General features: G+C 67.8%; 24 protein-coding genes. 5 read left to right on the top strand and 19 right to left on the bottom strand.

Going from position 1 to position 26,437, the window contains the following annotated elements; all coding sequences use genetic code 11:
- Positions 1-18: 18 nt before the first annotated feature.
- The 3 genes from HZY97_RS10530 to hflK form a co-directional block, all read right to left on the bottom strand.
- Positions 19-1,515, bottom strand: a complete 1,497-nt coding sequence (locus tag HZY97_RS10530) for a Do family serine endopeptidase (protein WP_180143360.1) — start codon at positions 1,513-1,515, stop codon at positions 19-21.
- Between the two features lie 95 nt (positions 1,516-1,610).
- Entirely contained in the window at positions 1,611-2,462 is an 852-nt protein-coding gene (gene hflC / locus HZY97_RS10525; protein ID WP_180143358.1) for a protease modulator HflC, read from the bottom strand.
- On the bottom strand, positions 2,459-3,580 hold the full coding sequence (hflK, locus tag HZY97_RS10520) for a protease modulator HflK (protein WP_257215001.1): 1,122 nt from the start codon (positions 3,578-3,580) through the stop codon (positions 2,459-2,461). Before hflK ends, hflC begins: the two co-directional genes overlap by 4 nt.
- 277 nt (positions 3,581-3,857) lie before the next feature.
- On the opposite strand from hflK, the gene HZY97_RS10515 reads away from it, so the two are divergent.
- Both HZY97_RS10515 and HZY97_RS10510 read left to right on the top strand, forming a co-directional pair.
- Positions 3,858-4,616 carry an Mrp/NBP35 family ATP-binding protein gene (locus HZY97_RS10515; RefSeq protein ID WP_257215042.1) on the top strand — a complete coding sequence of 253 codons (759 nt, stop codon included), beginning with the start codon at positions 3,858-3,860 and terminating at the stop codon, positions 4,614-4,616.
- A gap of 94 nt (positions 4,617-4,710) precedes the next feature.
- Entirely contained in the window at positions 4,711-5,139 is a 429-nt protein-coding gene (locus HZY97_RS10510; protein ID WP_180143352.1) for a CoA-binding protein, read from the top strand.
- Here HZY97_RS10510 and HZY97_RS10505 read toward each other — a convergent pair.
- Positions 5,124-6,710 carry a winged helix-turn-helix domain-containing protein gene (locus HZY97_RS10505; protein WP_180143350.1) on the bottom strand — a complete coding sequence of 529 codons (1,587 nt, stop codon included), beginning with the start codon at positions 6,708-6,710 and terminating at the stop codon, positions 5,124-5,126. The two genes, HZY97_RS10510 and HZY97_RS10505, sit on opposite strands and share 16 nt — an antisense overlap.
- Before the next feature lie 163 nt (positions 6,711-6,873).
- Here HZY97_RS10505 and HZY97_RS10500 point away from each other — a divergent pair, with 163 nt between their 5' ends.
- Positions 6,874-7,149 (top strand): UrcA family protein, encoded by a 276-nt coding sequence (locus HZY97_RS10500; RefSeq protein WP_180143348.1) that lies wholly within the window; start codon positions 6,874-6,876, stop codon positions 7,147-7,149.
- A gap of 49 nt (positions 7,150-7,198) precedes the next feature.
- On the opposite strand, the gene HZY97_RS10495 is transcribed toward HZY97_RS10500, so the two are convergent.
- Genes HZY97_RS10495 through HZY97_RS10480 form a run of 4 tightly spaced genes read right to left on the bottom strand, consistent with a single transcriptional unit; the run spans position 7,199 to position 10,612 of the window.
- Entirely contained in the window at positions 7,199-8,308 is a 1,110-nt protein-coding gene (locus tag HZY97_RS10495) for a class V aminotransferase (RefSeq protein WP_180143346.1), read from the bottom strand.
- Positions 8,305-9,069, bottom strand: a complete 765-nt coding sequence (locus HZY97_RS10490; RefSeq protein ID WP_180143344.1) for a tryptophan 2,3-dioxygenase — start codon at positions 9,067-9,069, stop codon at positions 8,305-8,307. Before HZY97_RS10490 ends, HZY97_RS10495 begins: the two co-directional genes overlap by 4 nt.
- A gap of 56 nt (positions 9,070-9,125) precedes the next feature.
- Positions 9,126-9,944 (bottom strand): 2,3,4,5-tetrahydropyridine-2,6-dicarboxylate N-succinyltransferase, encoded by an 819-nt coding sequence (gene dapD / locus HZY97_RS10485; protein ID WP_180143342.1) that lies wholly within the window; start codon positions 9,942-9,944, stop codon positions 9,126-9,128.
- Entirely contained in the window at positions 9,941-10,612 is a 672-nt protein-coding gene (locus HZY97_RS10480; protein ID WP_180143340.1) for a pyrimidine 5'-nucleotidase, read from the bottom strand. Before HZY97_RS10480 ends, dapD begins: the two co-directional genes overlap by 4 nt.
- A gap of 119 nt (positions 10,613-10,731) precedes the next feature.
- Between HZY97_RS10480 and HZY97_RS10475 the strand changes: the two genes are divergently transcribed.
- Positions 10,732-11,721 carry an LLM class flavin-dependent oxidoreductase gene (locus tag HZY97_RS10475; RefSeq protein ID WP_180143338.1) on the top strand — a complete coding sequence of 330 codons (990 nt, stop codon included), beginning with the start codon at positions 10,732-10,734 and terminating at the stop codon, positions 11,719-11,721.
- A 57-nt stretch (positions 11,722-11,778) separates the two neighbouring features.
- Here HZY97_RS10475 and HZY97_RS10470 read toward each other — a convergent pair whose 3' ends face one another.
- From HZY97_RS10470 to HZY97_RS10455, 4 genes are all read right to left on the bottom strand, one after another.
- Positions 11,779-12,384, bottom strand: coding sequence for a hypothetical protein (locus HZY97_RS10470; protein WP_180143336.1), 606 nt, complete (start codon positions 12,382-12,384; stop codon positions 11,779-11,781).
- Between the two features lie 221 nt (positions 12,385-12,605).
- The gene (locus tag HZY97_RS10465; protein ID WP_180144480.1) at positions 12,606-13,913 is read right to left on the bottom strand and encodes a HAMP domain-containing sensor histidine kinase; all 1,308 of its coding nucleotides are present in this window, start codon (positions 13,911-13,913) and stop codon (positions 12,606-12,608) included.
- A 157-nt stretch (positions 13,914-14,070) separates the two neighbouring features.
- A complete protein-coding gene (locus tag HZY97_RS10460; RefSeq protein WP_180143335.1) occupies positions 14,071-14,739 on the bottom strand; it encodes a response regulator transcription factor in 669 nt (222 codons plus the stop codon).
- A gap of 20 nt (positions 14,740-14,759) precedes the next feature.
- Positions 14,760-15,056 (bottom strand): hypothetical protein, encoded by a 297-nt coding sequence (locus tag HZY97_RS10455; protein ID WP_257215000.1) that lies wholly within the window; start codon positions 15,054-15,056, stop codon positions 14,760-14,762.
- 109 nt (positions 15,057-15,165) lie between these two features.
- On the opposite strand from HZY97_RS10455, the gene HZY97_RS10450 reads away from it, so the two are divergent.
- Entirely contained in the window at positions 15,166-16,944 is a 1,779-nt protein-coding gene (locus HZY97_RS10450) for an ABC-F family ATP-binding cassette domain-containing protein (protein ID WP_180143331.1), read from the top strand.
- Here the strand turns inward: HZY97_RS10450 and HZY97_RS10445 are convergent.
- The 7 genes from HZY97_RS10445 to HZY97_RS10415 form a co-directional block, all read right to left on the bottom strand.
- The gene (locus tag HZY97_RS10445; protein WP_180143329.1) at positions 16,941-17,957 is read right to left on the bottom strand and encodes a sensor histidine kinase; all 1,017 of its coding nucleotides are present in this window, start codon (positions 17,955-17,957) and stop codon (positions 16,941-16,943) included. The two genes, HZY97_RS10450 and HZY97_RS10445, sit on opposite strands and share 4 nt — an antisense overlap.
- A gap of 72 nt (positions 17,958-18,029) precedes the next feature.
- Positions 18,030-18,842 carry an ATP-binding protein gene (locus tag HZY97_RS10440; protein WP_180143326.1) on the bottom strand — a complete coding sequence of 271 codons (813 nt, stop codon included), beginning with the start codon at positions 18,840-18,842 and terminating at the stop codon, positions 18,030-18,032.
- Positions 18,839-19,423, bottom strand: a complete 585-nt coding sequence (locus tag HZY97_RS10435; RefSeq protein ID WP_180143324.1) for a hypothetical protein — start codon at positions 19,421-19,423, stop codon at positions 18,839-18,841. Before HZY97_RS10435 ends, HZY97_RS10440 begins: the two co-directional genes overlap by 4 nt.
- Positions 19,424-19,508: 85 nt before the next feature.
- Complete coding sequence (locus HZY97_RS10430; protein WP_180143322.1) at positions 19,509-21,590, bottom strand: tetratricopeptide repeat protein; 2,082 nt, start codon at positions 21,588-21,590, stop codon at positions 19,509-19,511.
- Positions 21,574-22,944: a PEP-CTERM-box response regulator transcription factor gene (prsR, locus tag HZY97_RS10425; protein WP_180143320.1), complete on the bottom strand. Its 1,371-nt coding sequence runs from the start codon at positions 22,942-22,944 to the stop codon at positions 21,574-21,576. Before prsR ends, HZY97_RS10430 begins: the two co-directional genes overlap by 17 nt.
- On the bottom strand, positions 22,941-25,010 hold the full coding sequence (prsK, locus tag HZY97_RS10420; protein ID WP_180143318.1) for an XrtA/PEP-CTERM system histidine kinase PrsK: 2,070 nt from the start codon (positions 25,008-25,010) through the stop codon (positions 22,941-22,943). The genes prsR and prsK overlap by 4 nt, the downstream gene beginning before the upstream one ends.
- Complete coding sequence (locus tag HZY97_RS10415; protein WP_180143316.1) at positions 25,010-26,398, bottom strand: TIGR03013 family XrtA/PEP-CTERM system glycosyltransferase; 1,389 nt, start codon at positions 26,396-26,398, stop codon at positions 25,010-25,012. Before HZY97_RS10415 ends, prsK begins: the two co-directional genes overlap by 1 nt.
- Positions 26,399-26,437: the final 39 nt, after the last annotated feature.

Below are 26,437 nucleotides of genomic sequence, written 5' to 3'. Positions count from 1 at the left end.
CGATGCGGGGCGTGTTTCTTAGTTGATGCCGACCGAGACGAAGCGGCCGAGCGCGCGGCGCTGGACCCAGAGCAGCACGCTGGTCTTGCCGGCAGCCTTGGCCGCCGCGACCTGCTTGGCGACATCGGCGGCGCTGGAGACGGCGACGCGGTTGACCGTGGTGATCACGTCGCCGCGGGTCAGGCCCTTGCCCGCCGCATCGCTCGCCGGGTTCGCCTGGACCACGACCACGCCGGTGGTGTTCGGGTTGACGCCGACGCTCTGCGCGATCTGCGGCGTGAGCGGGGTGACCTGCACGCCGAGCGAGGCCGCGGCCATCGAATCGGTGTCGCCGTCGCCCGGGGTCGAGTTCTCGTCGTTCGGATCGAACTGGGCGAGCTGTTCTTCGGGCGGACGGGTGCCGACGGTGAGGCTCAGCGTCATCGGCTTGCCGTCACGGTAGAGCTCGAGCGGGATGCGGGTGCCCGGCTTCACGTTCGCGACGAGGTAGGACAACGTCTGATCGGGGGTGACGTCCTTGCCGTCGACCTTGACGATCACGTCGCCCTGCTTGAGCCCGGCCTTCTCCGCCGGCTGGTTCGGCTCGACGCGCGCGACGACGGTGCCGCGGCCCTTGGGCACGCCCAGGCCGTCGGCGATGTCGTCGGTAAGGTCCTGCATGCCGATGCCGAGATAGCCGCGGGCGATCTTGCCGCCCTTCATCAGCGTGTCTATCACCGGCTTGGCCTCTTCCGCGGGGATCGCGAAGCCGATGCCGACATTGCCGCCGGTGGGCGACAGGATCTGCGAGTTGATGCCGATCACATTGCCGTTGAGGTCGAACATCGGGCCGCCCGAATTGCCGCGGTTGATCGAGGCGTCGGTCTGGATGAAGCGGTCATAGGCGCCGCCCTGGCCGGTGACGCGGTGCACCGCCGAGATGATGCCGGCAGTGACCGAGCCGCCGAGGCCGAACGGGTTGCCGATCGCGACGACCCAGTCGCCGACGCGCGACGCGCCCGAATCGCCGAAGCGGACGAAGGGCAGGTTGGCGCCCTCAATCTTGAGCACGGCGAGATCCGACTGCGCGTCGTTGCCGATCAGCTTGGCCTTGAACTCGCGCTTGTCGGGCAGGGTGACGGTGATCGATTCGACCGTTGCGCCCTTGGCGCCCGCCGAGATGACGTGGTTGTTGGTCACGACATAGCCGTCGGCCGAGATGATGAAGCCCGAGCCGAGCGATTCGGCCTGGCGTGTGACCGGCTGGTTGCCGCCGCCGAACTGCTCGAACGGCGTGCCCGCGAAGGGATTGGCGTTCATCGTCACGCGCTGGGTGGTCGAGATGTTGACCACCGCCGGCTGCAGCTTGGCGACCATGTCGGCGAAGCTCATCGGCGCGCCGGCCTTGGGTGCGGACGCGTTGATCGTCCCCGGCTCGTTCTGCGCGGTCTGCGCACCGGCGGGCTGGTTGAGCGTCAGCGTCGCGGCGGCGCCGCTCAGCAGAAGGGCGGTAGTGAGGGCGTAGGCATAACGCACGATGAGTGTGTCCTCTCAGACGAAGAAAAAGCGTTCGGCGATGAGCTTTGCGCCGAAATGCTGAACGGCGATTGAATATGAACGGATCGAAAGGCTCATCGTTGCCCCATGAATTCCTTCAGATAGGAATTCTGCGGGGAGAGGATGATCGACGTTTCGCCCTTGGCCGGGTCGGTGTTCGTGAAGGTCAGCCGGTACGAACGCATCGCCCGCCAGAAATCATAGAAGTCGGCGTCCTTGCTGAATGCCTCGGCATAGATCTGCGCCGCCTTGGCATCCGCGGTGGCGCTGATGATCTTGGCATCCTTTGCGCCCTGCGCCTCGATCGTCTTGGCTTCCTGAAGACGCGCGGTGCGCATCCGCTCGAGCGCGCTGTCGAGCGGCGTGCCCGTCGGCAACTCGGTCTGCTTGATCCGCACATCGACGATCGACACGCCATATTGCGACGCCAGCTGCTGCAGCGAGTTCTGGATATTGTCCATCACTTCGGCGCGCTCGGGGCTGAGCAGGATCGCCGAGGGGCGCTTGCCGAGCTCGTTGCGCAGTGCCGAGCGGAACAGCGGCTGGAGCTGGTCGCGGGCGCGCTCCTCGGTACCGATGGTGACGACCATCTTGAGCGGATCGGTGACGCGGAAGCGCGCATAGGCATCGATCTGCAGGCGGAGCTGATCGGTGGAGAGCACTGGCTCATTGGGCAGATCGACCGAGAGCACGCGCTTGTCGACCCAGACGATCCGGTCGAAGAACGGAATGCGCAGGATCGGCCCGGCATGAGTGCGGCCGAATTGCTCGCCCGCGCGCCAGGCATTGACGACGCGGTGGGGTTTTTCGAGCCGCAGGATCACGGCCTGCTTGGTCTCGGGCACGATGGCGACGGTGCTCATCACCACGATGAGCGCGAGGATGACGCCGACGGCGATGCCGACGGGGCTGCGCAGCCAGGTCATTTCTGGTCTCCCTGCTGGGCCTTGCCCGCATCGGGGCGGAGCCCCGGCAGCGGCAGATAGGGGGTGACGCCGGGCGCCTCGACAATGGTCTTGTTGGTCTTTGCGAGCACCTGTTCCATCGTCTCGTAATAGAGACGGCGGCGGGTGACTTGCGGGGCGGCCTTGTACTGTTCGTAGATCTTGTCGAACTCGGCAGCCTCGCCCTCTGCGACAGCGATCACCTGCTGGGCATAGCCATTGGCGTTGTTGCGCGCGGCCGATGCGCCCTGCTGCGCGGCCTGGACCGCCTTGAACGCGTCATCGACCTGCTCGGGCGCGCTCGCCTTGGTCAGCGCGACGCTCTGGATGCGGATGCCCGAATGATATTCGTCGAGGATCTTCTGCATCGCGGCCTGGACATCGGCCGAGATACGGCCCTGGCCCTCGCCGATCGCCTCGGTGAGCGTGGTGGTGGCGATCACCGCGCGCATCGCGCTCTCGGCGGTGTCCTTCACCGTTTCCCGCGGATCCTTGATCTGGAAGGAATAATCGGTCGCGTCGGAAATATACCAGTTCACCGAATAAGCGAGGTCGACGATGTTCTGATCGCCGGTGAGCATCAGGTTCGGGCCGCTCTCGGGGAATTTCTCGGTGTTGACCGAGCCGACATCGACGATCTCGACGAGCTGGAACGGCGCCGGCAGGGTGAACTGGACGCCCGGGCTGAGCGTGCCCGAATAGCGGCCGAGCGTCGTGACCACGCCGCGCTCGCGCGTGCCGATCGTGTGGAAGCTGGTGAAGATCACCCAGACGAGCAGCAGGCCGACCACGACCAGCGACCACAGCCGCGTGCCGCCCGGAGGCACCGGCAGACCGCCGCCGCCCATGCGTCGGAACAGGTCCTCGAACGGACCCCCGCCACCGCCGGAGCCGCTACCACCACTGCCACCGCCACCGCCGCGGGGGCGACGCCCCTCGGGCGGGAAGGACCAGGGATTGCGCGGGCCGCCCCCGGAACCGCCCTTGCCGTCGCCGGAGCCGCCGTTTCCGGAGCCGCCATTGTCTCCGCTGCCGCCAGAGCCCCAGGGGCTCTTCGGAGCCTCGTTGTGCCAGTTACCGGCTTTGCTCAGCCAGCTCATCAGGTTTGCCATCCAGCCTTTATAAGCAGGCGCGCGCGGATTTACAGTGGCGCGCGGCGATTGTGCGCCTATCTGCCACGCGATGACCGATAGTGAAGCCCTGCAAGCCGCGCTCGCCCCCATCGCAGCCGGCCGCGCCACTGCCCGTATCGAGGGCAAGCGCGCCAATATCGTCCTGGACGTGACCGGCCTGGCCGAAACCACCCGCGAGGAGCTGGAGGCCGATATTCGCGCCGCCGCCGGTGCGGTGCCCGGAATCGAGGAAGTGCGCGTGCTGATGACCAGCGAGCGCCGCACCCGCAAGCTGATCGCCGTGGCGAGCGGCAAGGGCGGCGTGGGCAAGTCGACGATCGCGGCCAATCTGGCGATCGCGCTGCATAAGGCCGGGCGCAAGGTCGGGCTGGTCGATGCCGATATCTACGGCCCGTCGCAGCCGCGATTGCTGGGCGTCGAGGGCATAAGGCCGCAGGCGCGCGAGAAGACGCTGCTGCCGGTGGCGACGACGTTCGGCGTGCCGATGCTCTCGATGGGCGGGCTCGTCGCCGAGGGGCAGGCGATCGCTTGGCGCGGGCCGATGGCGGGCGGCGCGCTCGGCCAGCTGGTCGATGCCGATTGGGGCGATGCCGAGCTGCTGGTGCTCGATCTGCCGCCGGGCACGGGCGACGTACAGCTCACCATGATCCAGAAGCACAAGCCGGCGGGTGCAGTGATCGTCTCGACCCCGCAGGACCTGGCGCTGATCGACGCGACGCGCGCGATCGACCTGTTCAACAAGGCGGGCATTCCGGTGATCGGGCTGATCGAGAATATGTCGGGCTATGCCTGCCCGCATTGCGGCGAGGTCTCCGATCCGTTCGGCGCGGGCGGCGCCGAGGCGGCGGCGGCGAAGCTGGGGATCCCCTTCCTCGGCCGCGTGCCGCTGGAGATGGCGATTCGGGCGGCCTCCGATGCGGGCGAGCCGCCGGCGGCGGGGAACGGGCCCGCGGCGGAATTGTTTGCCGGATTGGCGAAGCAAGTGGACGACTGGCTCAAATAGCCGTCATCCCGGCAAAAGCCGGGATCTCAGGCGATGGCGGGACAAGAGCCGCACGAGATCCCGGCTTTCGCCGGGATGACGAATGGAGGTTGGCATGCCTTTGACGAAGGACGAGGACATCAAGGCGCTGCTCGAGAGCGTGCGCACCATTGCATTGGTCGGCGCGTCCGACCGGCCCGACCGGCCGAGCTACGGCGTGATGGAGTTCCTGCAGCGGCAGGGATACCGGGTGATCCCGGTCAACCCGCAGATCACCGGCGAGCATGTGCACGGCGAGTTCGTGTTCCGCGAGCTCAGCCAGATCGGCATGGCCGTAGACATGGTCGACATCTTCCGCCGGCCCCAAGCCGCGGGCGAGGCGGTGGATGCGGCGATCGCCGCAGGCGCCAAGGCGGTGTGGATGCAGCTCGGCGTGATCAACGAAGAGGCTGCGGCACGCGCCGAGGCGGCGGGGCTCAAGGTGGTGATGGACCGCTGCCCGGCGATCGAGATCCCGCGGCTGGGGATTCAGCCGGTCGCCTGATAGTCGGGCCGGACGCCCGCATCCTTCCAATATTGAACCAGCCCGAGCTCGCCGGCGAGGCGCGCAAACCGCGGATCGGCGCGCATCGGCGCGGTCGGCGGCAGGAACAGCATGTGCGTCCGCCGGGCGTTGCGCCGCGTGTAGGTGCCCTGCTCGGTCGAGAAGCGCAGTTCGCCCGGATCGAAGCCGCGCGCGAAATAATAGGCGTCGGCGACCGCGAAGGCTTCGTCCACGCGCCCCAGCGCGGCAAGGAACTGCATCCCGTTCTCGGCAAAGCCGGCGCCGCGATGCGCGCCTTCGAGCGAGATCGCCACCGCGGCGTCGATATCGCGCGGCGCCCGGCTCAGCATCGCGCGGGCGACGACCAGCACCTGCTCGAAATTCCACTCGGGAATGCCGGTGGGGCGCGTGCCGTGATTCTCGCCGAGTGCGATCGCCTCGCGAACACGGCCGGTGTACATCAGCAGATAGAAACGCGTGAACCACACCGCGAAATGGGTGGGGAACAGCGCCACAGCGTCGTCCATTGCCTTGTCGGCCTCATCGGGACGGCCCGCCGCCCACAACGTCTGGACATGCGTATAGGCGAGCCCGGGATTGGGCGGGTTACGTTTCCAGATCCCGTCGATCAGATTGGCGGACTCGGCGCAGCGGCCGACGCCGAGCATCACGCCGGCCAGCGAGCTGATCAGCATGTCGTTATGCGGATGGCTGGCGAGGCTGGTGCGCAGACCGCGTTCCGCGATCGTCCAGTTGCCGAGCACCGGCTTGTTCAGCCCGTCGGCGGCGCGGGCATAGGCATTGCCCGGATCGAGCGCGAGGGCGCGGCGGCGCGCCTCGGCGGCGCGGGCGCGCATGTCCGCCTCATATTGCTGCGGCCGGCCGACCGCTGCCGCCGAATAGGACAGCGCCAGCAATCCCCAGCCATCGGCATAATCGGGGCGCAGGCTCACCACGCGGCGCAGCAGCCCGATCGCCTGGTTGCCGCCTTCGACCGTGCCCTGCGTCATCGCCATCTGTGCCTGGATCATTAGTGGCGCGACGTCGGCGGGCGGCTTGTCGGTGCGGGCGGGGTCCGAAGCGACGAAATTGCGCCAGGTATAGAGCCCGCCGCCCACCGTGACGACTGCGAGCCCTGCGCCGGCGAGCATCGCGCGGCGATCGAGGCGGAGGCGGTGTGCCTCGGCCTGTGCTTTGGCGAGCGGACTGTCGGGCGCGGGAACGGGCGTGCCGGCCTGGTCCTCGCGGAGCAGCCGGTAGCCGACCTTGGTGATCGTCTCGATCCGGAAGGCACCCTGGCCGATCCCCTCGGCAGCGCGGCGCAGGCGCGAGACGACGCGGTTGATCGCGTCCTCGCCGACGACGCGGCCTTCCCAGCAGCTGCGCGTCAGGTCGTCGCGGCTGACGATGCCGCCGTCGGCCCGGGCGAGCGCGACGAGCACCTGCATGACGCGGGGCTCGAGCACTTCTTCGCTGCCGTCGATGCGGGCAAGCTGGCGAAGCGCCGGGCGCACCTCGAGCGTGCCCAGCTGAAACGGCGCTTCATGCGCAAGATCGATGCGGCCCTCCACGGCCCTCCCATCCCTGCAAATCGCTCCCGGCGCCACCCTATCGGCGAATCATCGGCATTTCATCAGCTCTTCATCGGTTCCTCATCCTCTCCGCCCGGCGGCGTTCGGACGATCAATGGGCATCCCGGCACGGTGCCGGAATTCCTCGGAAAGGAGCCACGACATGACCAAGTTCATCGCCGCTTTTGCGGCCGCCACCCTGATCGCCACCCCGGCCCTGGCCGAGGAGCGGACTGTCTTCGTCAGCCACACCGATCTCGATCTGAAGACCGATGCCGGCCGCAACGCGCTCAACCGCCGCTTGGCCGCTGCGACCGAACAGGTCTGCGGCTCCTATTCGAATGTGGCTGCGGACGAGCTCGATACGGTCAAGAGCTGCCGGGCCAAGGTCCAGCGCGACGTCGCGCGCCAGCTGCAGGTGCAGTTCGCCCGGCGCTGAGTTTCCTTACGGCCGGGTGCGCTGGCGCATTGCCGCCCGGCCGCTTTTTCTAGCGCAGATAGGAGAGCGCCTCGATCAGCTGCCGCACGTCGCGGGCGTCCTGATAGAGGCCGAAGCCGATGCGGAGCACATCGCCGCGGACATCGGTGATCACATCCTCGGCCTCGAGCTCGGCCTTCCAGCGCCGGGCGTTGGGCGAGCGGAGCGCGAGGAAGCGGGCGGGGCTGTTCGGGTTGAGCAGCTCGGCGGGGATCGGAAGCGCGGCGAGCAGTTGCGCGCGCAGGGTGTCGACATGGGCGGCGATGGTCGCGGTGGTCAGCCCCTCCTCGCGCAGCATGTCGCGGACCGCGACGAAGCGGTAGATGCCCGAAGGGTCGAAGGTCGCGCCGAGGAAGCGGCGCGCGTCGGGGGCGTAGCCGATGCTGCCGGGTGGCAGCGCGAGGTCCTCGAACTCGGCGTACCAACCGGTGATCTCCGGGCGCGGGCCGAAGCCCGGGGGCGCGTGGAGGAACGCGCAGCCTTCGCCGGCCATCGCATATTTATAGCCGCCGGCGAGGTAGAAGACCTTGTCCGCCACTGCCGACAGGTCGGTCTCCATCGCCATGAAGGCGTGATAGCCGTCGATCACCACCCACGGGCCTTCGGGGCTGGCCAGTGCAGCAAGCTCGGCGATCTGGTCAAACACATGGCCGGTGCCGAACTGGACCTGGCTGACGAAGATCAGGTCGTGCGCGCCCGCTTTGGCGCGGGCGACGATCTGGTCGAGCGGCACGCGTTCCACGCTGGCGCTGCCCGCTTCCTCCCAGCGCATCGACTGGCGGCGGAAGCTGTGGAACTCGCCGTCGCTGGCGAGGATGCGCAAGCGGCCGGGCCGCGCCGAGGCGATGCGGAGCAGCAGCTCGTGCGTGTTGGGCGCGAAGACGATCGTGTCGGGATCGGGGAGCCTGAGCTCGGCGACGACATGATGCTGCGCGGCGGGCCAGATCTCGCCCATCACCCGCTCCCATTTGCGGTCGGCGAGTCGGACTCCGTCTTCCCAGGCGGCGATCTGGCCGATGTACGAGGCGTCGGGCCAGAGGTGGTGCGAATGCGCGGCGAAGTGCAGCCGCTCGGGGGCGGCGGCCAGCGCGCGCTGGAAGAGGTGCTTGTAGCTGGTCACAGCTGGGTCCGCAGCGTCCACAATTCGGGGAAAGCGCGCTTGGACAGCGTCGATTCGAGATAGGGCACGCCGGGGGTGCCGCCGGTACCGGGCTTCATGCCGATGACGCGGCTGACGGTGATGACATGCTTGTGCCGCCAGGTGGCGAGCGCATCGTCGATGTCGACGAGCTTCTCGGCGAGCTGGTAGAGTTCCCACCAGCGCGCGGTGTCGCGATAGACTTCGGCCCAGGCATCCTCGACCGCCTTGCTCGGCACATAAGGTGCCGACCAGTCGCGCTTTAGCGCTTCTTCGGGGACCGCGAAGCCGGCACGGGCGAGCGCGGCATTGGCTTCGTCCCACAGGCTCGGCAGCACCGCCATTTCGGTGGTGAGCGGCCCCGGCACGCCGCCGCCGCGCAGGCCGAGCATCGTCTCGACCGCGCGGAACTGGTCCGACTGGAAGCCCGAGCTTGAGCCCAGCACTTCGCGGAAGCGGGTGTAATCGCTCGGCGTCATCGTCGCGAGCACGTCCCAGCTCAGCGTCATCACCGCCTGGATGCGGCTGACCCGCGCGAGCGACTTGTACGCCTCGACGGGCTTGTCGGCGCGGACCAGCTCAAGCGCCGTCCGCAGCTCGGCGATCATCTGCTTGAGCCAGAGCTCCTTGGTCTGGTGGATGATGATGAACAGCAGTTCGTCATGCCGGTCCGACAGCGGATGCTGCGCGGTGAGCAGCTGGTCGAGCGCGAGATAGCGGCCATAGGTCATGCTTTCGGTCATGACCCCTCCCTAGCTATCTCGCGGCCCCGACAAAAGCCGTAACGACGGAAACTATCCTAGTCGCGCAGCAGCTCGTTGATCCCGGTCTTCGAGCGGGTCTGCGCGTCGACGGTCTTGACGATGACGGCGCAGTAGAGGCCCGGCTTGCCGGCCTCGCCCGGAATCGTGCCGGGCACGACCACCGAATAGGGCGGGACATGGCCGCGATGGACCTCGCCGGTGGCGCGGTCGATGATCTTGGTCGAGGCGCCGAGATAGACGCCCATCGACAGCACCGCGCCCTCGCCGACGCGCACGCCCTCGGCCACTTCGGCGCGCGCGCCGATGAACGCGCCGTCGCCGATGATGACGGGGTCGGCCTGGAGCGGCTCGAGCACGCCGCCGATGCCGACGCCGCCCGAGAGATGGACATTCTTGCCGATCTGCGCGCAGCTGCCGACGGTCGCCCAGCCGTCGACCATCGTGCCTTCGCCGACATAGGCGCCGATGTTGACGAAGCTCGGCATCAGCACCGCGCCCTTGCTGATATGCGCACCGTGGCGGACGATCGAGCCGGGCACGGCGCGGAAGCCCGCCTCACGGAACGCGGTCTCACCCCAGCCGGCGAACTTCGAGGGCACCTTGTCGAACCAGGCGCCGCCGCCCGGGCCTTCCATCACGACATTGTCATTGAGGCGGAAGCTGAGCAGCACGGCCTTCTTCAGCCACTGGTTGACCTGCCAGCCGCCGTCGACGGGCTCGGCGACGCGCGCCGCGCCGCGGTCGAGCAGGTTCAGTGCCTCGGCCACTGCCTCGCGCACGGCGCCTTCGGTGCCGAAGCCCAGATTCGCGCGGTCTTCCCAGGCGGCGTCGATGGTCGTCTGCAGGTCGGTCATGCGGAAGTCTCCAGGATGTCGTGGAGCCAGGCTCCGAGGTCGGTGATGCTATAGTCGATGAAGCTGCGGTCGGCGTCGCCGGGCACCTGCTCCGAGCCGTTGTCGATCCACACCGTGGTCATGCCGATCGCCTTGGCCGGCGCGAGGTTGCGCGCCATGTCCTCGACGAACAGGCTCTCTTTGGGATCGAGGCCATAGGCGTCGCACAGGCCCTGATAGGCGAGCGGGTCGGGCTTGGGGCGGTACGCCGTGGCGTGGACGTCGTGGATCGCCTCGAAGGTCGCGCCGAGGCCGAGCTTGTCGAGCACCTTCGCCGCATAGGGCGCATCGCCATTGGTGAAGACCAGCTTGCGGCCGGGCAGCTTCGCCAGCGCCTCGACCAGAGCCTCGTTCACTTCGAGCACGCTCATGTCGACGTCATGGACGTCGGCCAGATAATGGTGCGGGTCGGTGCCGTGCTCGGCCATCAGACCGGCGAGCGTGGTGCCATGCGCGTGGAAATAGCCCTTCTGGACCTTATGCGCTTCCTCGGCGCTGAGGTTGAGCAGCGTCTGGACATACTGCCCGATCCGCGCATCGATCATCGCGAACAGGTTCGCGCTCACCGGGTAGAGCGTGTTGTCCAGATCGAAGATCCAGTTGCGGACGTGCGACAGGGCTGGGTTCATGGGCGGGCGGCTAGCCCGAGGCGGCCGGGGTATCAAGCAACTGTTTCTTCGTCGCGGCTTTCGCCGGCGCGACGAAAACTATCTGGCGGACGGCAAGGGGCCTCCCCATCTGCCCCTCCATGACCGCTTATTCGCTGCTCGACCTCGTTCCCATCATCCAGGGCGGGAACGCTTCTCAAGCCCTCGCCAACGCCGCCGATCTCGCTGCCCATGTCGAGGGGCTTGGCTTCACCCGCTATTGGGTGGCCGAGCATCACGGGATGGAGGGCATCGCCAGCGCCGCCACCGCCGTGGTGATCGCGCATGTCGGCCAGGCGACCTCGACGATTCGCGTGGGCGCGGGCGGGATCATGCTGCCCAATCATTCGCCGCTGCAGGTCGCCGAGCAGTTCGGCACGCTCGACGCGCTGTTCCCCGGCCGCGTCGATCTGGGGCTGGGCCGTGCGCCGGGATCGGACCAGCGGGTTTCCGCCGCGATCCGCCGGGGCCTGGACAGCGACGGCAACGAGTTTCCGCGCGATGTGGCGGAGCTGCAGAGCTATTTCGCCGATGACGGCCGCACCGGCATCCGCGCGACGCCGGGGGCAGGGGCGAAGGTCGATCTGTGGATCCTCGGATCGAGCCTGTTCGGCGCGCAGCTCGCGGCGATGCTCGGGCTGCCCTATGCCTTTGCCTCGCATTTCGCGCCGGGGCTGCTCGACGAGGCGATCGATGTCTATCGCCGTAATTTCCGCCCGTCGGACGTGCTGGACAAGCCGCATCTGATGCTGGGCTTCAACGTGTTCGCCGCGGATACCGATGCGGAGGCCGAATATCTCGCCAGCTCGCAGCAACAGGCGTTCGTCGCGATCCGCACTACCGGCAAGGGCATCCAGCTGCCGCCGCCGGTTAAAGGCTATCGCGAGAGCCTGGGCGGGCACGGCAATGCGATGCTCGATCAGGTGCTTTCGGCGAGCGCGGTGGGCGGGCCCGAGAAGATTCGCGCCCAGCTTGCCGCCTTCATTGCGCGCACCGGCGCCGACGAGCTGATGCTCACCAGCGCGATGTTCGATCCCGAAGCACGCAAGAAGAGCCTCACCCTCGCCGCCGAGGCGATGCGCGGGCTGTAACGCTAACGCGGCGCCGTTCCCCCCGGAACGGCGCCGCGCCGGCGCCAGGCGCAGGGATCAAGCGTTGGTGTTGATCACCAGGCCCGTCGCCGAACTGCCGTTGCTGGTCGTGCCGGCATTGCTGCCATAGGTGGCGCTGTTCGAAGCCGCGGCGCTGCGCAGCTTCTCGAGGAACGCCGTCATCGCATCGAGCTGACGCGTCGCGGCGGCGCTGATCTGGGTATCGGTGTCGGCCGTGTCGTCGGTGGTGGAATCGGCATCATTGGCGGGCGGCGGGGCGTGATGCCCGCCATGCGCGCGGTGTGGACCCTGGCTGCCCTGCACCGGCTGGGCGGCATCGCTCCCGCTCGTATCGCCGTCCTGCTTGCCGGCGGCGTCGGGACCCTGGGCGAAGAAGCTCTTGAGCTCGGCGGCCTGATCGTCGGTCAGTGCGCCGCTTTCGACCTGCTTGTCGATCAGCCCGTCGATCTTGTCCTTCATGTCGCCCGGCTTGCCGCCGCGCGTGTCGCCCGAGGCGAGGCTCGAATCGATCGTGTCGAGCGCGGAGCTCAGCGCATCCTGATCATCGCTGCTGATGCTGCCCGCCGATGCCGCCGCTGATATCCGGGCGTCCATCTGCGCGCGCGGATCGGGCCGCGGCATCATCGAGGAAATGGAAGTCATGTCGGTTCCCTTTGCGTCTACAATCCCCGATTGGAGTTTAGCATAAATCAGCTAATATATTGTAAACGAAAGATAATGTTCCACGTGCGGGAGTATGGGCGACGCCAGCCCCAGAACCGGCGCCGCCCGCGACCCGACGGATAAAAGAGGGCAATCCGCGAGCTCATGCCCGGTTTGCGTCCCGTTCATCGCATCAGAATTTCAGTTTGTTGCAGGTTAACTCAGTTCGCCGCGGGGAGGCGCAGGCGGACGAGCAGGCCGCCAAGGTCCTCGCTCTCCTCGAGGCTGACAGTGCCGTCATAGATCTCGGCGACGTCGCGCACGATGGCGAGGCCCAGGCCGGTGCCGGGCTTACCGCTGTCGAGCCGCACGCCGCGATCGAAGATGCGGATACGGTCCGCCTCGGGGATACCGCGGCCATCGTCCTCGACCAGCACCTCGACGAAGCCGGCCTCGACGCGCGCGGTGATGAACACACTGCCGCCGCCGTACTTGGCGGCATTCTCGACGAGGTTGCCGAGCAGATCGTCGAGATCCTGGCGCTCGATATGCGCAACCAGGTCCTTCTGGCCGTCGATATCGATGCGGACATTGGGATAGAGCCGCGCGACGGCGCGCTCGACTGCCTCGATCGAGGGCCATACCGCCGCGCGGCTGTGCGCCGAGCCGCGGCGGCCGACGGCGCGGGCGCGGGCGAGGTGGTGGTCGATCTGGCGGCGCATCGTGCGCGCCTCGCGGATTACCGCGGCGTCGAGATCGTCCTGGCCGGCGGCAGCGGCGTTCATGATCACGCTGAGCGGCGTCTTGAGCGCGTGCGCCAGGTTGCCGGCGTGGCGGCGCGCTTCCTCCGCCTGGCGGTCATTATGCTCGACCAGCGCGTTCAGCTCCTCGACCAGCGGCGCGACTTCGGCGGGCAGCTTGCCTTCGACGCGCGTCGATTCGCCGGCGCGCAACCGGGCAATCTCCTGGCGGACGCGGCGCAGCGGCAACAGGCCGAACCAGGTCTGCAGTGCGACCATGATGATGAGCCCCAGGCCGAGCAGCACGAAGCTGCGCACGAGCGTGCGGCGCAGCGTGGCGATCTGCGCGTCGAGCGTGTCGCGGCTGATCGCGACCTGGAAGCGCCAGCGGACGTCCGAGCCGGGCAGCTTGGCATCACGCTCGGCGATGCGCAGCACCTGGTCGGGGATCTCGCGGCTGTCATAGACATGGACATCGTCGTCGCGATGCTGGCGGTTCGCGATCAGATAGCGGTTGAACAGCGAGCGCGAGATATAGGGCGTGTGGCCGGTGCCGCTGATCTGCCAATAGGCGCCCGAATTATATTCGAGGAAGCGCTGATCGGCGAGCTCGCGATTGTTCATCACCTCGCCATTGGGATCGATCTCGGCAGTGAAGATCATCGCCTTGATCAGATAGTCGAGCTGGTCGTCGAAATTCTTGGTGACGGTGCTGACCAGCACGCGATCGAGTGCCACCCCGCCGCCGACGAGCAGCAGCATGATCCAGGCGGTGGCGACCAGCAGCATGCGCCGGCTGACCGACCCGGTGGAGCGGGTATAGTGGCGCGGCGGCGGATCGAGCTGACGGGCATATTCCGCCTCGAGTGCTTCCGCCGTCTCCGCCTTTGTGGGGAACAGGCGTTGGCGCAGCCCGCCTAGAGTCTGGGCGAGCGTTGCCATTGCCTCAGGCGTCGGCCGGCTCTTCCAGGCTGTAGCCCAGGCCGCGGATGGTGGTGATCACGTCGGCGCCCAGCTTCTTGCGGATGCGGGTGACGAAGACTTCGATCGTGTTCGAATCGCGATCGAAATCCTGATCGTAGATATGCTCGATCAGCTCGGTGCGGCTGACGACCTTGCCCTTGTGATGGAGCAGGTAGGACAGGAGCTTATATTCCTGCGCGGTGAGCTTCACCGGCTCGCCGGCCTTGGTGACCTTGCCCGAGCGGGTGTCGAGGCGGATGTCGCCCGCGATCAGCTCGGCCGAGGCGTTGCCCGAGGCGCGACGGATCAGCGCGCGCAGGCGGGCGATCAGCTCTTCGGTCTGGAACGGCTTGGCGACATAGTCGTCGGCGCCGGCATCGAGGCCTGCGACCTTGTCCGACCAGCTGTCACGCGCGGTGAGCACGAGCACCGGGGTGGTCTTGCCTTCCTTGCGCCAGCGATCGAGCACGGTCAGCCCGTCGATCTCGGGCAGGCCGAGATCGAGGATGATCGCGTCATATTGCTCGTTGGAGCCGAGATAGAGGCCCTCCTCGCCATCGGTGGCAAGATCGACGGCGTACCCTGCACCTTCCAGCGCATTGCGGAGCTGCTGCCCCAGGTTCGGCTCATCCTCGACGATCAGAAGTCGCATGTCTTTCCCCTCGCCGGGCCCTAATTGCCCGTTTTGCGGACGATGTTGCCGGTGCGGCCATCGACGTCCACCCAGATCACCGATCCATTGCGCAGGAACTTCAGCGTGTAAACTTCCGTCGCAGGATCATAGTCGAAACCGAGATATTGCGCCCCGGGCACGCGCGGAACGACGCGGCGCTCGATCTCGCGGACCGAGAGCGGCGGTGACTTGGGCCGGGGAGCGTCCTGATGGCGGTCCGGTTGCGCAACGGCAGTTCCGGCAGGCGCGAACGCCGCCAGACAGGCGCAAAGGATGGGCGTCACCAGCATCTTCATGGCAGATGGCATAGGGTCCGGGCATTGAATAGCCCCTGAACGTCCCCGTCAGGCGGCTGTAACCTGCTGGAAACTTGCCGGGGCCGGGATCGGTCCCTAGGTGGCGCGCATGGCTGCACCTGTTCTCGCTTTTGAAAATCTCGGTCTCGTCCAGGGTCATGGCTGGCTGTTCCGCGGGCTCGACCTCTATATCGGCGAGCGCGACCGGCTGGCGCTGATCGGCCGCAACGGCGCGGGCAAGACCACGCTGCTCAAATTGATCGCCGGGACGATCGACAGCGACGAAGGGCGCCGCACGATCGTTCCGGGCACGCATGTCGTGCTGCTCGAGCAGGAGCCGCGGATGCTCGGCTGCGCGACGCTGCTCGACTATGTCCTGTCGGGCAACGATGCGCCGCCGCGCTACGAGGCCGAGGCGATTGCCGACCAGCTCGGCATCGACCTGTCGCGTGAGGCCGCCACCGCCTCGGGCGGCGAGCGCCGCCGTGCCGCGATCGCGCGTGCGCTGGCGCAGAACCCCGATGTGCTGCTGCTCGACGAGCCGACCAACCATCTCGACCTCGCCGCTATCGAGTGGCTCGAGGACTGGCTGAGCCGCTTCTCCGGCGCGTTCATCGTGATCAGCCACGACCGTACGTTTCTCACGCGGCTGACCCGCTCGACGCTGTGGCTCGACCGCGGTTCGATCCGCCGTGCCGAGATCGGCTTTGGCGGGTTCGAGGCGTGGACCGAACAGGTCTATGCCGAGGAGGAGCGCAACGCGCAGCGGCTCGATGCCAAGCTCAAGATCGAGGAGCACTGGCTCCAGCGCGGCGTCACCGGGCGGCGGCGGCGCAACCAGGGGCGGCTCGAGAAGCTGAAGGAAATGCGCGCCACCCGCGCCGCGATGATGGGGCCACAGGGCGCCGCTAATCTCGTCACTGCCGCGGACAGCACCAACACCAAGGTGGTGATCGACGCCAAGCACGTCACCAAGAAGTTCGGCGACCGCACGATCATCAAGGACCTGACCTTCCGGGTGACGCGCGGCGACCGGATCGGCATTGTCGGCGCGAATGGCGCGGGCAAGTCGACGCTGCTCAAGCTGCTCACCGGCGAGATCCAGCCCGACGAGGGCAGCGTGAAGCTCGCCAAGACGCTCGACGGCGTGATCATCGACCAGCAGCGCAGCCTGATGGACCCCGCCAAGACGGTGCGCGACGTGCTGGCCGACGGCGGCGACTGGATCGAGGTGCTGGGCAACAAGAAGCACGTCCATGGCTATCTCAAGGAGTTCCTGTTCGACCCGAGCATCGCCGAGGCGAAGATCGGCACGCTGTCGGGCGGCGAGCGCTCGCGACTGTTGCTGGCGCGCGAATTCGCCCGGCATTCGAACCTGCTGGTGCTCGACGAGCCGACCAACGATCTCGACCTCGAGACGCTCGACCTGCTGCAGGAAGTGATCGCCGATTATGAAGGCACGGTGCTGATCGTCAGCCACGACCGCGACTTCCTCGATCGCACGGTGACGGTGACGCTAGGGCTTGACGGTTCGGGTACGGTCGACGTCGTGGTCGGCGGCTATGCCGATTGGGAAGCCAAGCGCCGGCCCAAGGTCGAGGCGAAGAAGGCTGCCCCCAAGGCAGCACCGGCGGTGGAAGCGCCGAAGAAGGTCACCAAGCTCAGTTACAAGGACCAGCGCGACTATGATCTGCTGCCCAAGCGGATCGAGGAGATCGAGGGGCAGATCGCCAAGGACGAAGCCACGCTGGCCGACCCGGACCTGTATGTGAAGGATCCGAAGAAGTTCGCGGCGCTGATGGACGGAATCGCCAGGCTGCGCGACGAGAAGGATACCGCCGAGATGCGCTGGCTCGAGCTGGCGGAGATGGTCGAGGCGCTGGGCTAAGCCTCCAGCGCCACCGTCACGCAGGTCCCGTCGAGCCCGGTCTCGGTGCTTGCCGTGCCGCGCGCCTGGCGGACGAATCCTTCGATCAGCCGCTGGCCGAGCCCGCCCTCCTTGCCGCGCGGCTTCACCTCGGGCACGCCGACGCCGTCGTCGCGCACAATCAGCGTCCAGCCGGGCGTGGCGCTTGCGAAGCGCACCTCGATCCGCCCGCCCTCGCGCCCGGCAAAGGCGTGCTTGGCGGCGTTGGTGACGAGCTCGTTGACGATCAGCCCGATCGAGACGGCGCGGTCGCGCGGGATCGCGGCATGGTCGCAGGTGCAATCGAGCGTGATCGCGCCGCGCAGGAACAGCGCCTCGGCCAGCGCGGCGCACAGCTCCTCCAAATAGGTCGCCATATCGACTTCGCCGGGCGAGACCGCGTCGCCGCGATAGAGGTGGCGGTGCGCGCGGGCGATGCTCTCCACCCGGTTGAGCGCAGTGGACAGCGCCTCGGTCGTTTCGCCTTCCCTGGCGCGGCGGCGCTGCATGTCGAGCAAGGCGGCGACCAAAGTGAAGTTGTTCTTCACCCGGTGGTCAAACTCCTCGAGGAACAGGTCGCGCTCGGCCAGTTCGCGGTCGCGCTCGGCAGCGGCGCGGCGCACGGCGCGGCGGAACAGCTCGGCGATGACCAGCACGGCGGTATAGTTGATTGCCGCAAGGATCAGCCGCCCGGCATCGTCCGTCGACTTGAGCAGGAAGCTATGCTGCACCGGCAGCACGAAATACCAGCTGTGGAGCAGGAGGAGGATTCCGGCGAGCAGCCCGGCGCGCCACCTGCCGAACAGCGTGGCAAGCAGGATCGCGGGGAAGCCGAGCGAGAAGGGGCCTGCGGCGGGCGAGATGCTGTCGATCACCGCGCGCAGCCCCAGCGCAATTCCGGTCACGAACAGCCCGAAGCCCAGCTGCACCGCGAGCGCGCCGCGGCCGTTCGGCGCAAGCCGGTCGGCAAGATCGGTTTCGCCTATTCGCCCCATGCCCCGAGCAGGCAATGGCCGCCGCCGAGAGTCAAGCATCCGACCCGGTCTTTTTAACCTGGATTAGCGCTTTTACAGGTTTCGGCCCGATCTTCCTGCCAGATCAACCACATATTGCCAGGCGACACGCCCCGAACGGCTGCCGCGCCGGGTCGCCCAGCCGATTGCGTCCACGGGATCGAAGTCCAGCCCATGCGCCTCGGCATAGGCGCGGACGATGTCGACATAGGTGTCCTGGTCGACGACGTGGAAGCCGAGGCTGAGCCCGAAGCGATCGGCCAGCGCCAGCCCGTCATCGGCCGAATCACGCGGATTGATCGCGCTCGCCTGCTCGGCGATGTCGCGCGTGACGAGGTGGCGGCGGTTTGAGGTGACAAGCAGCCGCGCATTGTTCGGCCGCGCCTCCGCCCCGCCCTGGAGCAGCGAGCGCAACGCCCGGGCATCGCCGACACCGTCGAAGCCGAGATCGTCGAGGAAGACGGCGAAGGGGCGATCGGTGGTACCGAGCAGGCCGAATAGCTCGGGCAAAGTATCGAGCTGGGTGGTGACCGCCTCGACCAAGGCGAGGCGTCCGCCCTGCGCCTGCACCGCGGCGACCGCGCTCTTCACCAGCGCCGACTTGCCGGTGCCGCGCGCGCCCCATAGCAGCACGTCCTGCGCGGCATGGCCTTCGGAGAGGCGGGTGAGGTTGCCGACCAGCGCCTCGCGCTGGCTGTCGACGCCGCGCAGGATGTCGATTGGTAGCGGATCGAACACGCGCGCCGGCGCCAGCCCGTGCCCGCGCCAGACATAGGCCGGATGCGCCTCGAGATCGGCCGGCGGGGGTGGGGGCGGAGCGAGGCGATCGAGCGCGTCGGCGATACGGGAGAGAAGCGCGTCGTTCATTCGTGGAAGCCGAACTCGCGCACGACAAAGGCATAAACCTCGGGCAGCTTCTTGCGGACATTGTCGCGTGTGAAGGGCGGTCGCGCCGCGCGGCCATGGATCACCGTGCTCGCGGTCATCGCGAGGAATTCGTTCGGGTTGGTCAGCATATAGGCCTTGGCCGGGAAGTCGCCGCTCGCCTTGGCTGCGTCGTACAAGCGCACCAGCTCGGGGTTCTGCGCGCGGCCCGGAATGCGATCATAGGTCCAGCGGTGGATCAGCTCGTGGAGCAGCACCGGGTTGTCCGAGGGGTGGACGCGGCGCGCGAGAAAGGTGCGCAGGCCGGCGCGGGAAATGTCCTCGGGATCCTCGTTGATGATGATCCGCTGGGCGCGGAAGAAGGCCATGACTTCGGGCGAGACCTGCACCGCTTCGACCAGATCGATCTGCTGCTCGATCGACTTGACGATGTCGGCGGCGGGCATCTCGCCCTGCCAGTCGATCACATGGCCGCGATAGGTGGTTTCGACCGTGGCCGGGGCGGCTGCGCTCAGTGCGACGCAGGCGATCGCGGCGAATGGCGGCATCAACAGGCTGCGCATGGCTCCCCTTCGTGTCTGGCTTCACGGCCGCGCTAGGAGCGGTTCGTTGCGGCCAGATTGCGGGGGAAGCGGGGGCGGCGCAACCCTAGCCGTTCGCCAGCGCCTGCGCCTCGGCGCGCTCGGGGAAGCCCGGATCGGCGAGCGCCGCCTGGGCGTGGACCTTCGCCTCCGCCTTGCGGCCGAGCGCGGCATAGACCTGCGCCAGGTGCCAGCGCAGCCCCGGATGCTTCGGCGCGAGGATCACCGCTTTTTGCAGCAGCTCGAGAGCGCCTTCCTTGTCACCGCCCTTGAACAGCGCCCAGCCATAGGCGTCGGCCACCGCCGGGTTGGCGGGGGAAAGGCCATAGGCGGCCTCGCCGAAATCGACCGCGGTGCCGGTCTCGCCCGCGCCGGTATAGGCGGCGGCAAGCTCGGCGTTGAGCGCGGCGTCGCCGTCGCCGATCATCGTGCGGATGTCTTCGAGCGAGTCAATTGCCGCGTCATAGTCGGCGGCGGCGAGCTGCCAGTGGGCCGATAGGCGCAAGGCGGCGATGTCGGTGGGGTTCTGCGAGAGGAACAGCGCGAGCGCGTTGGCCGCGTCCTCGCGGCGGCCCGACCGGTCGAGCGCCTCGATCAGGCGGAGCATGGTCGGTTCGTCGAAGCGCAGATCGGCGGCTTTCTGGTACGGCGCGACGGCCTCGCCGGGGCGGCCTAGCAGCATCAGCATGTCGCCGAGCACGAGCTGCGCGCCGGGCGCGCCGGGGTTCTTGGCCGCAATGTCCTGCGCCTTGGCGAGCGCGGCGCCCTTGTCGCCGCCGGTGACCAGCGCGCGGATCAGCGGGACGATCGCGTCGGGATCGCCGGGCTTCTGCGCGGCGTCGGCGGCGAGGGTGGCGGTGCTGTCATCGGCGCTGAACGCCGTCGAGACTCCCACCCCGGGAGCGGAAGCGCGGTCGAGATAGCGCGATGCCTGGTCGCGGTCGCCGATCCGCTCGAAGCCGCGGGCGACGAGGGTCAACGCATAGCTGTCGGCATCGGCGCGGGCGACGACGGGGCGCAGCATGTCGATCGCGTTGCGCGCGCGATCGGTGCGCAGCAGCGCGACGGCGAGCAGCTTGCGCGCGGTGATGTTCATCGGCTGCATGCCGACCAGGTCGGTCAGCTTCTCGATCGCCTGCTCATAATCGCCCTTTTCGAGGTCGAGCGTGCCGCCGAGAAGGATCACGCCGGGCAGGTCGTTGATCGCGCCGCCGGCCTTGTCGAGGATCGCGCGGGCCAGGTCGAAATTGCCGGCGCGCGCGGCGATCACGGCCTGGAGATAGAGTGCCTGCGGGCTGCCCGGGCGGGCATCCAATGCACGACGCGTGGCGGCGACGGCATCGACGGTGCGGCCGGCATCGCCCAAGGTCGCGGCGTATTCGATCAGCGCGTCGTGGCGGGCGGGATCACGCTTGAGTGCCTGCTCGAACCAGGGAAGTGCGGCGACCAGCCCATATTGGCTGCGCACGACTTCGCCGCGCAGGATCAGCGCGTCGACGCTGCCGGGGGCGAGCTTGACCGCGCGGTCCGAGGCTTCGGCGGCACCGAGCAGGTCGCCGGCAGTAAAGCGGAAGCGGCCGGTGTCGGTCCACACGCCGGCATCGTCGGGCGCGAGGTGGCGGGCTTCGTCGAGCGCGGCCTGGGCACCGGCGAAATCGCTCGCGGCGGTGAGTGCGCGGGCGCGGATGCGCAGGCCATAGACATGCTGCTTGGCGGGTGCCTTGTCGGCTTCGGCGGGGGCCTTGTCGGTCTTGCCCTGGAGCGCCCAGGCCTCGGCGCGCCACTGCGGCACTGCCTTGGGATCATAGCCGGCATCGACGGCGCGCTGGATCTCGCCTTCGGCTGCCACGCCTTCATGGAGCGCGAGCAGGGCGCGGGCGAGGACGATATGCGCATCTTCATTGTCCGGATCACCGCGCACCGCCTCGGCGGCCAAGTCGCGGGCGCCGGTGGCGTTGTCGGCCTTGAGCAAAGCGTCGGCGCGAGTAGTCGCCTCGGCGGCGTCGGCCTTGCTCATCTTGCCGGGCGCCATCGTGAACCAGCCGATCAGCACGATGCACAGCACCGCGAGCGCGCCGCCGATCACCAGCAGTCCACGCAGGCCGAAGCCCGAGGATTTCGAACGGGAGCGCTTACGGCTGGAGGTCATAGGCCTTCATCAGATCGTAGAGGGTGGGGCGGCTGATGCCGAGCAGGCGGGCGGTGCCCGAGATATTGCCTTCGGCACGGGCGAGCGCGTGACGGATCGCCTTGCGATCGGCGAGCTCGCGCGCGGCCTTGAGGTTGATCGGCTCGATCTCGGCCTGGGCGCCCAGGTCGAGATCGCTGGCCGAGACGTGCTTGCCGTCCGCCATGATCGCCGCGCGCTTCACGCGGTTCTCGAGCTCGCGGACATTGCCCGGCCAGCCCCAGCCATCGATCGCGGCAAGCGCGTCGGGGGCGAAGCTGCGCGCAGTGGTGTTCATCTGCGCAGCGTATTTCTGGAGGAAATGGCGCGCGAGCAGGCCTGCGTCGCCGGGGCGTTCGGCCAGGCTCGGGATGCGCACGACGATTTCCGCGAGGCGGTAATAGAGATCCTCGCGGAAGCGGTTTTCCGCGACCATCGCGTCGATGTCCTGGTGCGTCGCGCAGACGATGCGCGTGTCGACCGGGATTGCCTGACGCCCGCCGACGCGCTCGATCACGCGCTCCTGGAGGAAGCGCAGCAGCTTGACCTGGAGCGGCAGCGGCACGTCACCGATTTCGTCGAGGAACAGCGTGCCACCATGGGCGAGCTCGATCTTGCCCTCGGTGGTCTTCACCGCGCCAGTGAAGGCGCCCTTTTCGTGGCCGAATAGCTCCGATTCGAGCAAGGTCTCGGGGATCGCCGCGCAGTTGATCGCGACGAAGCGGCCCTTGCGCCCACTCTTGTCGTGCAGCCCGCGGGCGAGCAGCTCCTTGCCGGTGCCGCTGGCGCCGAGCAGCATTACCGAGACATCGGCGCTGGCGACACGCTCGATCGTGCGAGTGACCTTGAGCATCTCGGGGGCGCCGGTGAGCATGCCGCCGAGCACCGCGCCGGCCTCGACCCGCTCGGCGAGCCGGCGGTTCTCCGCCTCGAGCGCGTGGACGTGGAAGGCGCGGGCGACGATCAGGCCAAGCGCGTCGATGTCGATCGGCTTCTGGTAGAAGTCCCAGGCGCCGAGCGCGATCGCGCGCAGCATCGATTCATGCGCGCCGTGGCCGGAGGCGACGATCACCTTGGTATCGGGGCGCAGCGACAGGATCGTCTCGAGCGTCGCAAAGCCTTCGGTGGTGCCGTCGGGATCGGGCGGCAGGCCGAGATCGAGCGTGACCACCGGCGGCTCCTCGGCGCGCAGCACGGTGATCGCTTCCTCGCGGGTGGAGGCGGTGAAGATCTCATAGCCGTCATAGGCCCAGCGCAATTGCCGCTGAAGCCCGGCATCGTCCTCGACGATAAGCAGCGTCGGCAGGTCCTTGGGAAGCGGTGCTGCGGAGCTCATGCGGCGTGCCCCCAATTGTCGTTCGGCGCGCCGAGATCGGCGGGGTGCGCGGCCTTGAGGATCACGCGGAAGCGCGTGCCCTTGCCTTCGCGCGAGGTGACTTCGATGCGGCCCTCCATGGCATGGGCGAGCTGGCGCGCCTCGAACGCGCCGATGCCGAAGCCGCCGTCCTTCGACGAGACGAACGGCTTGAACAGCTTGTCGCGGATGAAGGCCGGCGACATGCCGATGCCCTGGTCGATCACGTCGATCGCAACACGCTCGCCATCGGCCGAGACCGACAGGGTGACCGGCTCATGCGTCGGGCTCGCCTCGATCGCGTTCTGGACGAGATGGCCGAGCAGCTGCTCGAGGCTGGCCGGATCGGCATGGGCGATGGCGCTGCGCACGCCACTGGTGACCACCGGGTGCTGGCCCTTGCGCTGCCCCGCTACCCGCTCGATCAAGGCGACGATCTCGATCGCGTGCGGCGCTTCGCTGCGGCCGCGATGGTTCTGCGAGAGACGGGCGAGCAGCGCGTTCATCCGCTCGGCGCTGTTGTGCAGCGTCGCGACCATGTCGGCGCGGAACTCGGGATTGTCGGCGTGGCGCTCGGCGTTGCGGGCGGTCAGGGTCAGCTGGCTCACCAGGTTCTTGATGTCGTGAAGGATGAAGGCGAAGCGGCGGTTGAACTCGTCGAAGCGCTGCGCCTCGGCCAGCGCGTCCTGCGCGCGGGATTCGGCGAGATAGGATGCGGCCTGGCGTCCGGCGACCTTGAGCAGGTCGAAATCCTCCCAGTCGAGCGCGCGGTCGAGCGGCGGGCGGGCGAGCAGGATCGCGCCGGTCAGCTCGGTGTGATGTGGCAGCGGCACCAGCACCCAGGCGGTGTGCAGATCGAGCATCCATTGCGGCACCGCGGGCGCGTCGAGATGGTCTTCCTTGCGGCGCACTGCGTCGAGTTCGACGATGCGGCCGGTATCGTGGAGATGGCGGGCAAGCGCTTCATCGCTGGCGATGGGGAGCGTCGCGCTGTCCCAGTTCCAGCTCGCGCCGACGCCGAGCCCGCTCGCATCGGGCACGAGCAGCACGCCGGCCGGGCTCTCGGTCAGATCGGCCACGGCCTTGACGATACGCTCGTCGAGCCCGGCGCCGCCTTGGGGCGTGCCCAGCGTCTCGGTGAAGCGCATCCATTCAGTGCGATAATCATAGCGGTGGCGGAAGAGGTGCTTGGCAAGCTTTACCTTCAGCCACGCGCGCAGCCAGCTGTTCGCCACCAAAGTGAGGATCGCAGCGGTGGAGCCGAGCACGAAGGCGGTCTGCAGAATGCGGGCATTGGTGCCGCCCACCGCGGCTATGGCCGATGTGGCGAGCGCCAGCAGCGCGAAATAGGCACCGATCGCGACCAGCGAGAGCGACTGATAGGTGACGGCGCGCGACACTTCGATCTTCCAGTCGCCCTTGCGCTGGAGCGCGGCGCCGATCGCGAGCGCGACCGCCACATAAGCGATGCCGCGCACTACCAGCGGCTCGAACCGCCACTGCGCGGCGAGATAGGCGATGCCGTAAAGTGCGAATTCGGCGCACCAGATGCCCGCGAGCGCCAGCACCAGCGTGCGCAGCGGCCCGCCCGCGGCGGGGCTTAGCGCCGACCAGAGCGCCTGGACGAGCACCAGCGCGGCAACCGCGACCAGCATGCGCAACAGCACCGCGGCATTGGCGATCTGCGCGGCGATCTCGGCCGGGTTGGTATAGGAAATAAGCGTGAGGACGAGCGCGGCGATCTGCACCAGCGCGACGACGCCATAGACCGTGCCCAGCGCGATCGGCGGGCGCGTCTGCGCGTCGCGACGGTGGAGCATCAGCATGAAGCCGAGCCAGGCGAGATTGCGCAGGCTCTCGGCAAACCAGGTGGCGATGTCGGTCGATCCGATCCCGGCAATGGCGAGCGCCCAGAGCGCAGTCGCGGCAAGCGCGAAAGCGAGCGGGCGGCGCGGCAGCCCGGTCACGCCGGTGCGCCACGCCCAGAGCGCCAACGCTCCGAACAGCAGTGCGGCGAGCGCGTGCAGCCAGAGCAGCAACGCTGCCATCAGCGCGCGCCTTCGGGAAACAGCACGACGCGGATCGTCTGGAGCAGGATCAGCACGTCGAGGAAGGGCGAATAATTCTTCGCGTAATAAAGGTCGTATTCGAGCTTCTGGCGGCTGTCCTCGATCGAGGCGCCATAGGGATAGTTGATCTGCGCCCAACCGGTGATGCCGGGCTTCACCATGTGGCGCTCGGCATAATAAGGCAGCTTGGTCTCGAGATCCTCGACGAACTGGGGACGTTCGGGGCGCGGGCCGACAAAGCTCATCTCGCCCTTGAGCACGCTCCAGCATTGGGGCAGCTCGTCGATCCGGGTCTTGCGGATGAAGCGGCCGACGCGGGTGATGCGCGGATCATCCTTCTCGGCCCAGACGGCCTTGCCGTTCACTTCGGCGTCCTGGCGCATCGAACGGAGTTTGATGACGTCGAAGCCCGTGCCGTAGAGGCCAACACGGCGCTGGCGGTAAAAGGCCGGACCCTTGCTCTCCAGCTTCACGGCGACGGCGGTGAGCAGGATGATCGGCAGCATCAGCGCGAGCAGAACCGCGCTGGCGCCGATATCGAACAGCCGCTTGAACATGCTCGAGAACATGCGACCCGAGGAGAAACCGTCGGAGAAGATCAGCCAGCTCGGGTTGACGCTGTCGAGGTCGACGCGGCCGGTCTCGCGCTCGAGGAAGGTCGAGATTTCGTTGACGTGCACGCCGGTGGTCTTGATGCGCAGTAGGTCCTTAAGCGGCAACGCGTTGCGGCGCTCCTCCAATGCCAGGACGACTTCGCTGGCGTTGAGCACCACGACATGGTCGGCAAGGTTGTAGATTGCGTCGCGGGCGATCGCCTCGGGGATCTGGCGGTCGACTTCGCTCATCGCGACATAGCCGACCACGACGAAGCCGGCGCCGGGGGTCTTGGACAGGTCCTTGAGACGCTTGGCACGGGTGCCGGCGCCGAGCACGACGATGCGGCGTTTGAATGCCTGGCTGCCCAGCGCCTTGCCGAGCAGGATGCGCAGCGCGATCAGCGACGCGATCGAGCAGCCCATCGCGTAGAGCAGGTTCGAACGCCAGAAGCCGATCTCGGGGATCAGGAAATAGAGGACGCTGAGGCCGATCACGCCGAGCGAGATCGATACGATCAGCCGCGCGGTGGCGTAGCGCAGCGACTGGAGCGCATCGGCACCGTAGACGCCGACGGCAACCATCGCGACTTCGAGGAAAAGGGCATAGCTGACCAGCTGCGGCCAGCGCGTCGGGATCGGCGGCAGGCCGATGCCAAGCTGATGGGCGCGCAGCATCCAGCCAAGCTCGCCCGACACTGCCAGCAGCAGGATGTCGAGGAAGCCGAGCAGAAGCACCGCGTTGGGCACGTAATGCTTGAACAGCCGGATCATGCGCCTTGCTGTACGAGGCAAGTGTAAACAAATCCGACA

Origin of the sequence: Sphingomonas sp. R-74633 (assembly GCF_013416555.1) — a bacterium.
In the GTDB taxonomy this organism is placed as follows: Bacteria; Pseudomonadota; Alphaproteobacteria; order Sphingomonadales; family Sphingomonadaceae; genus Sphingomonas.
Note: the sequence above shows the minus strand (reverse complement) of the source record. Positions and strands in the feature narration are given on the sequence as shown.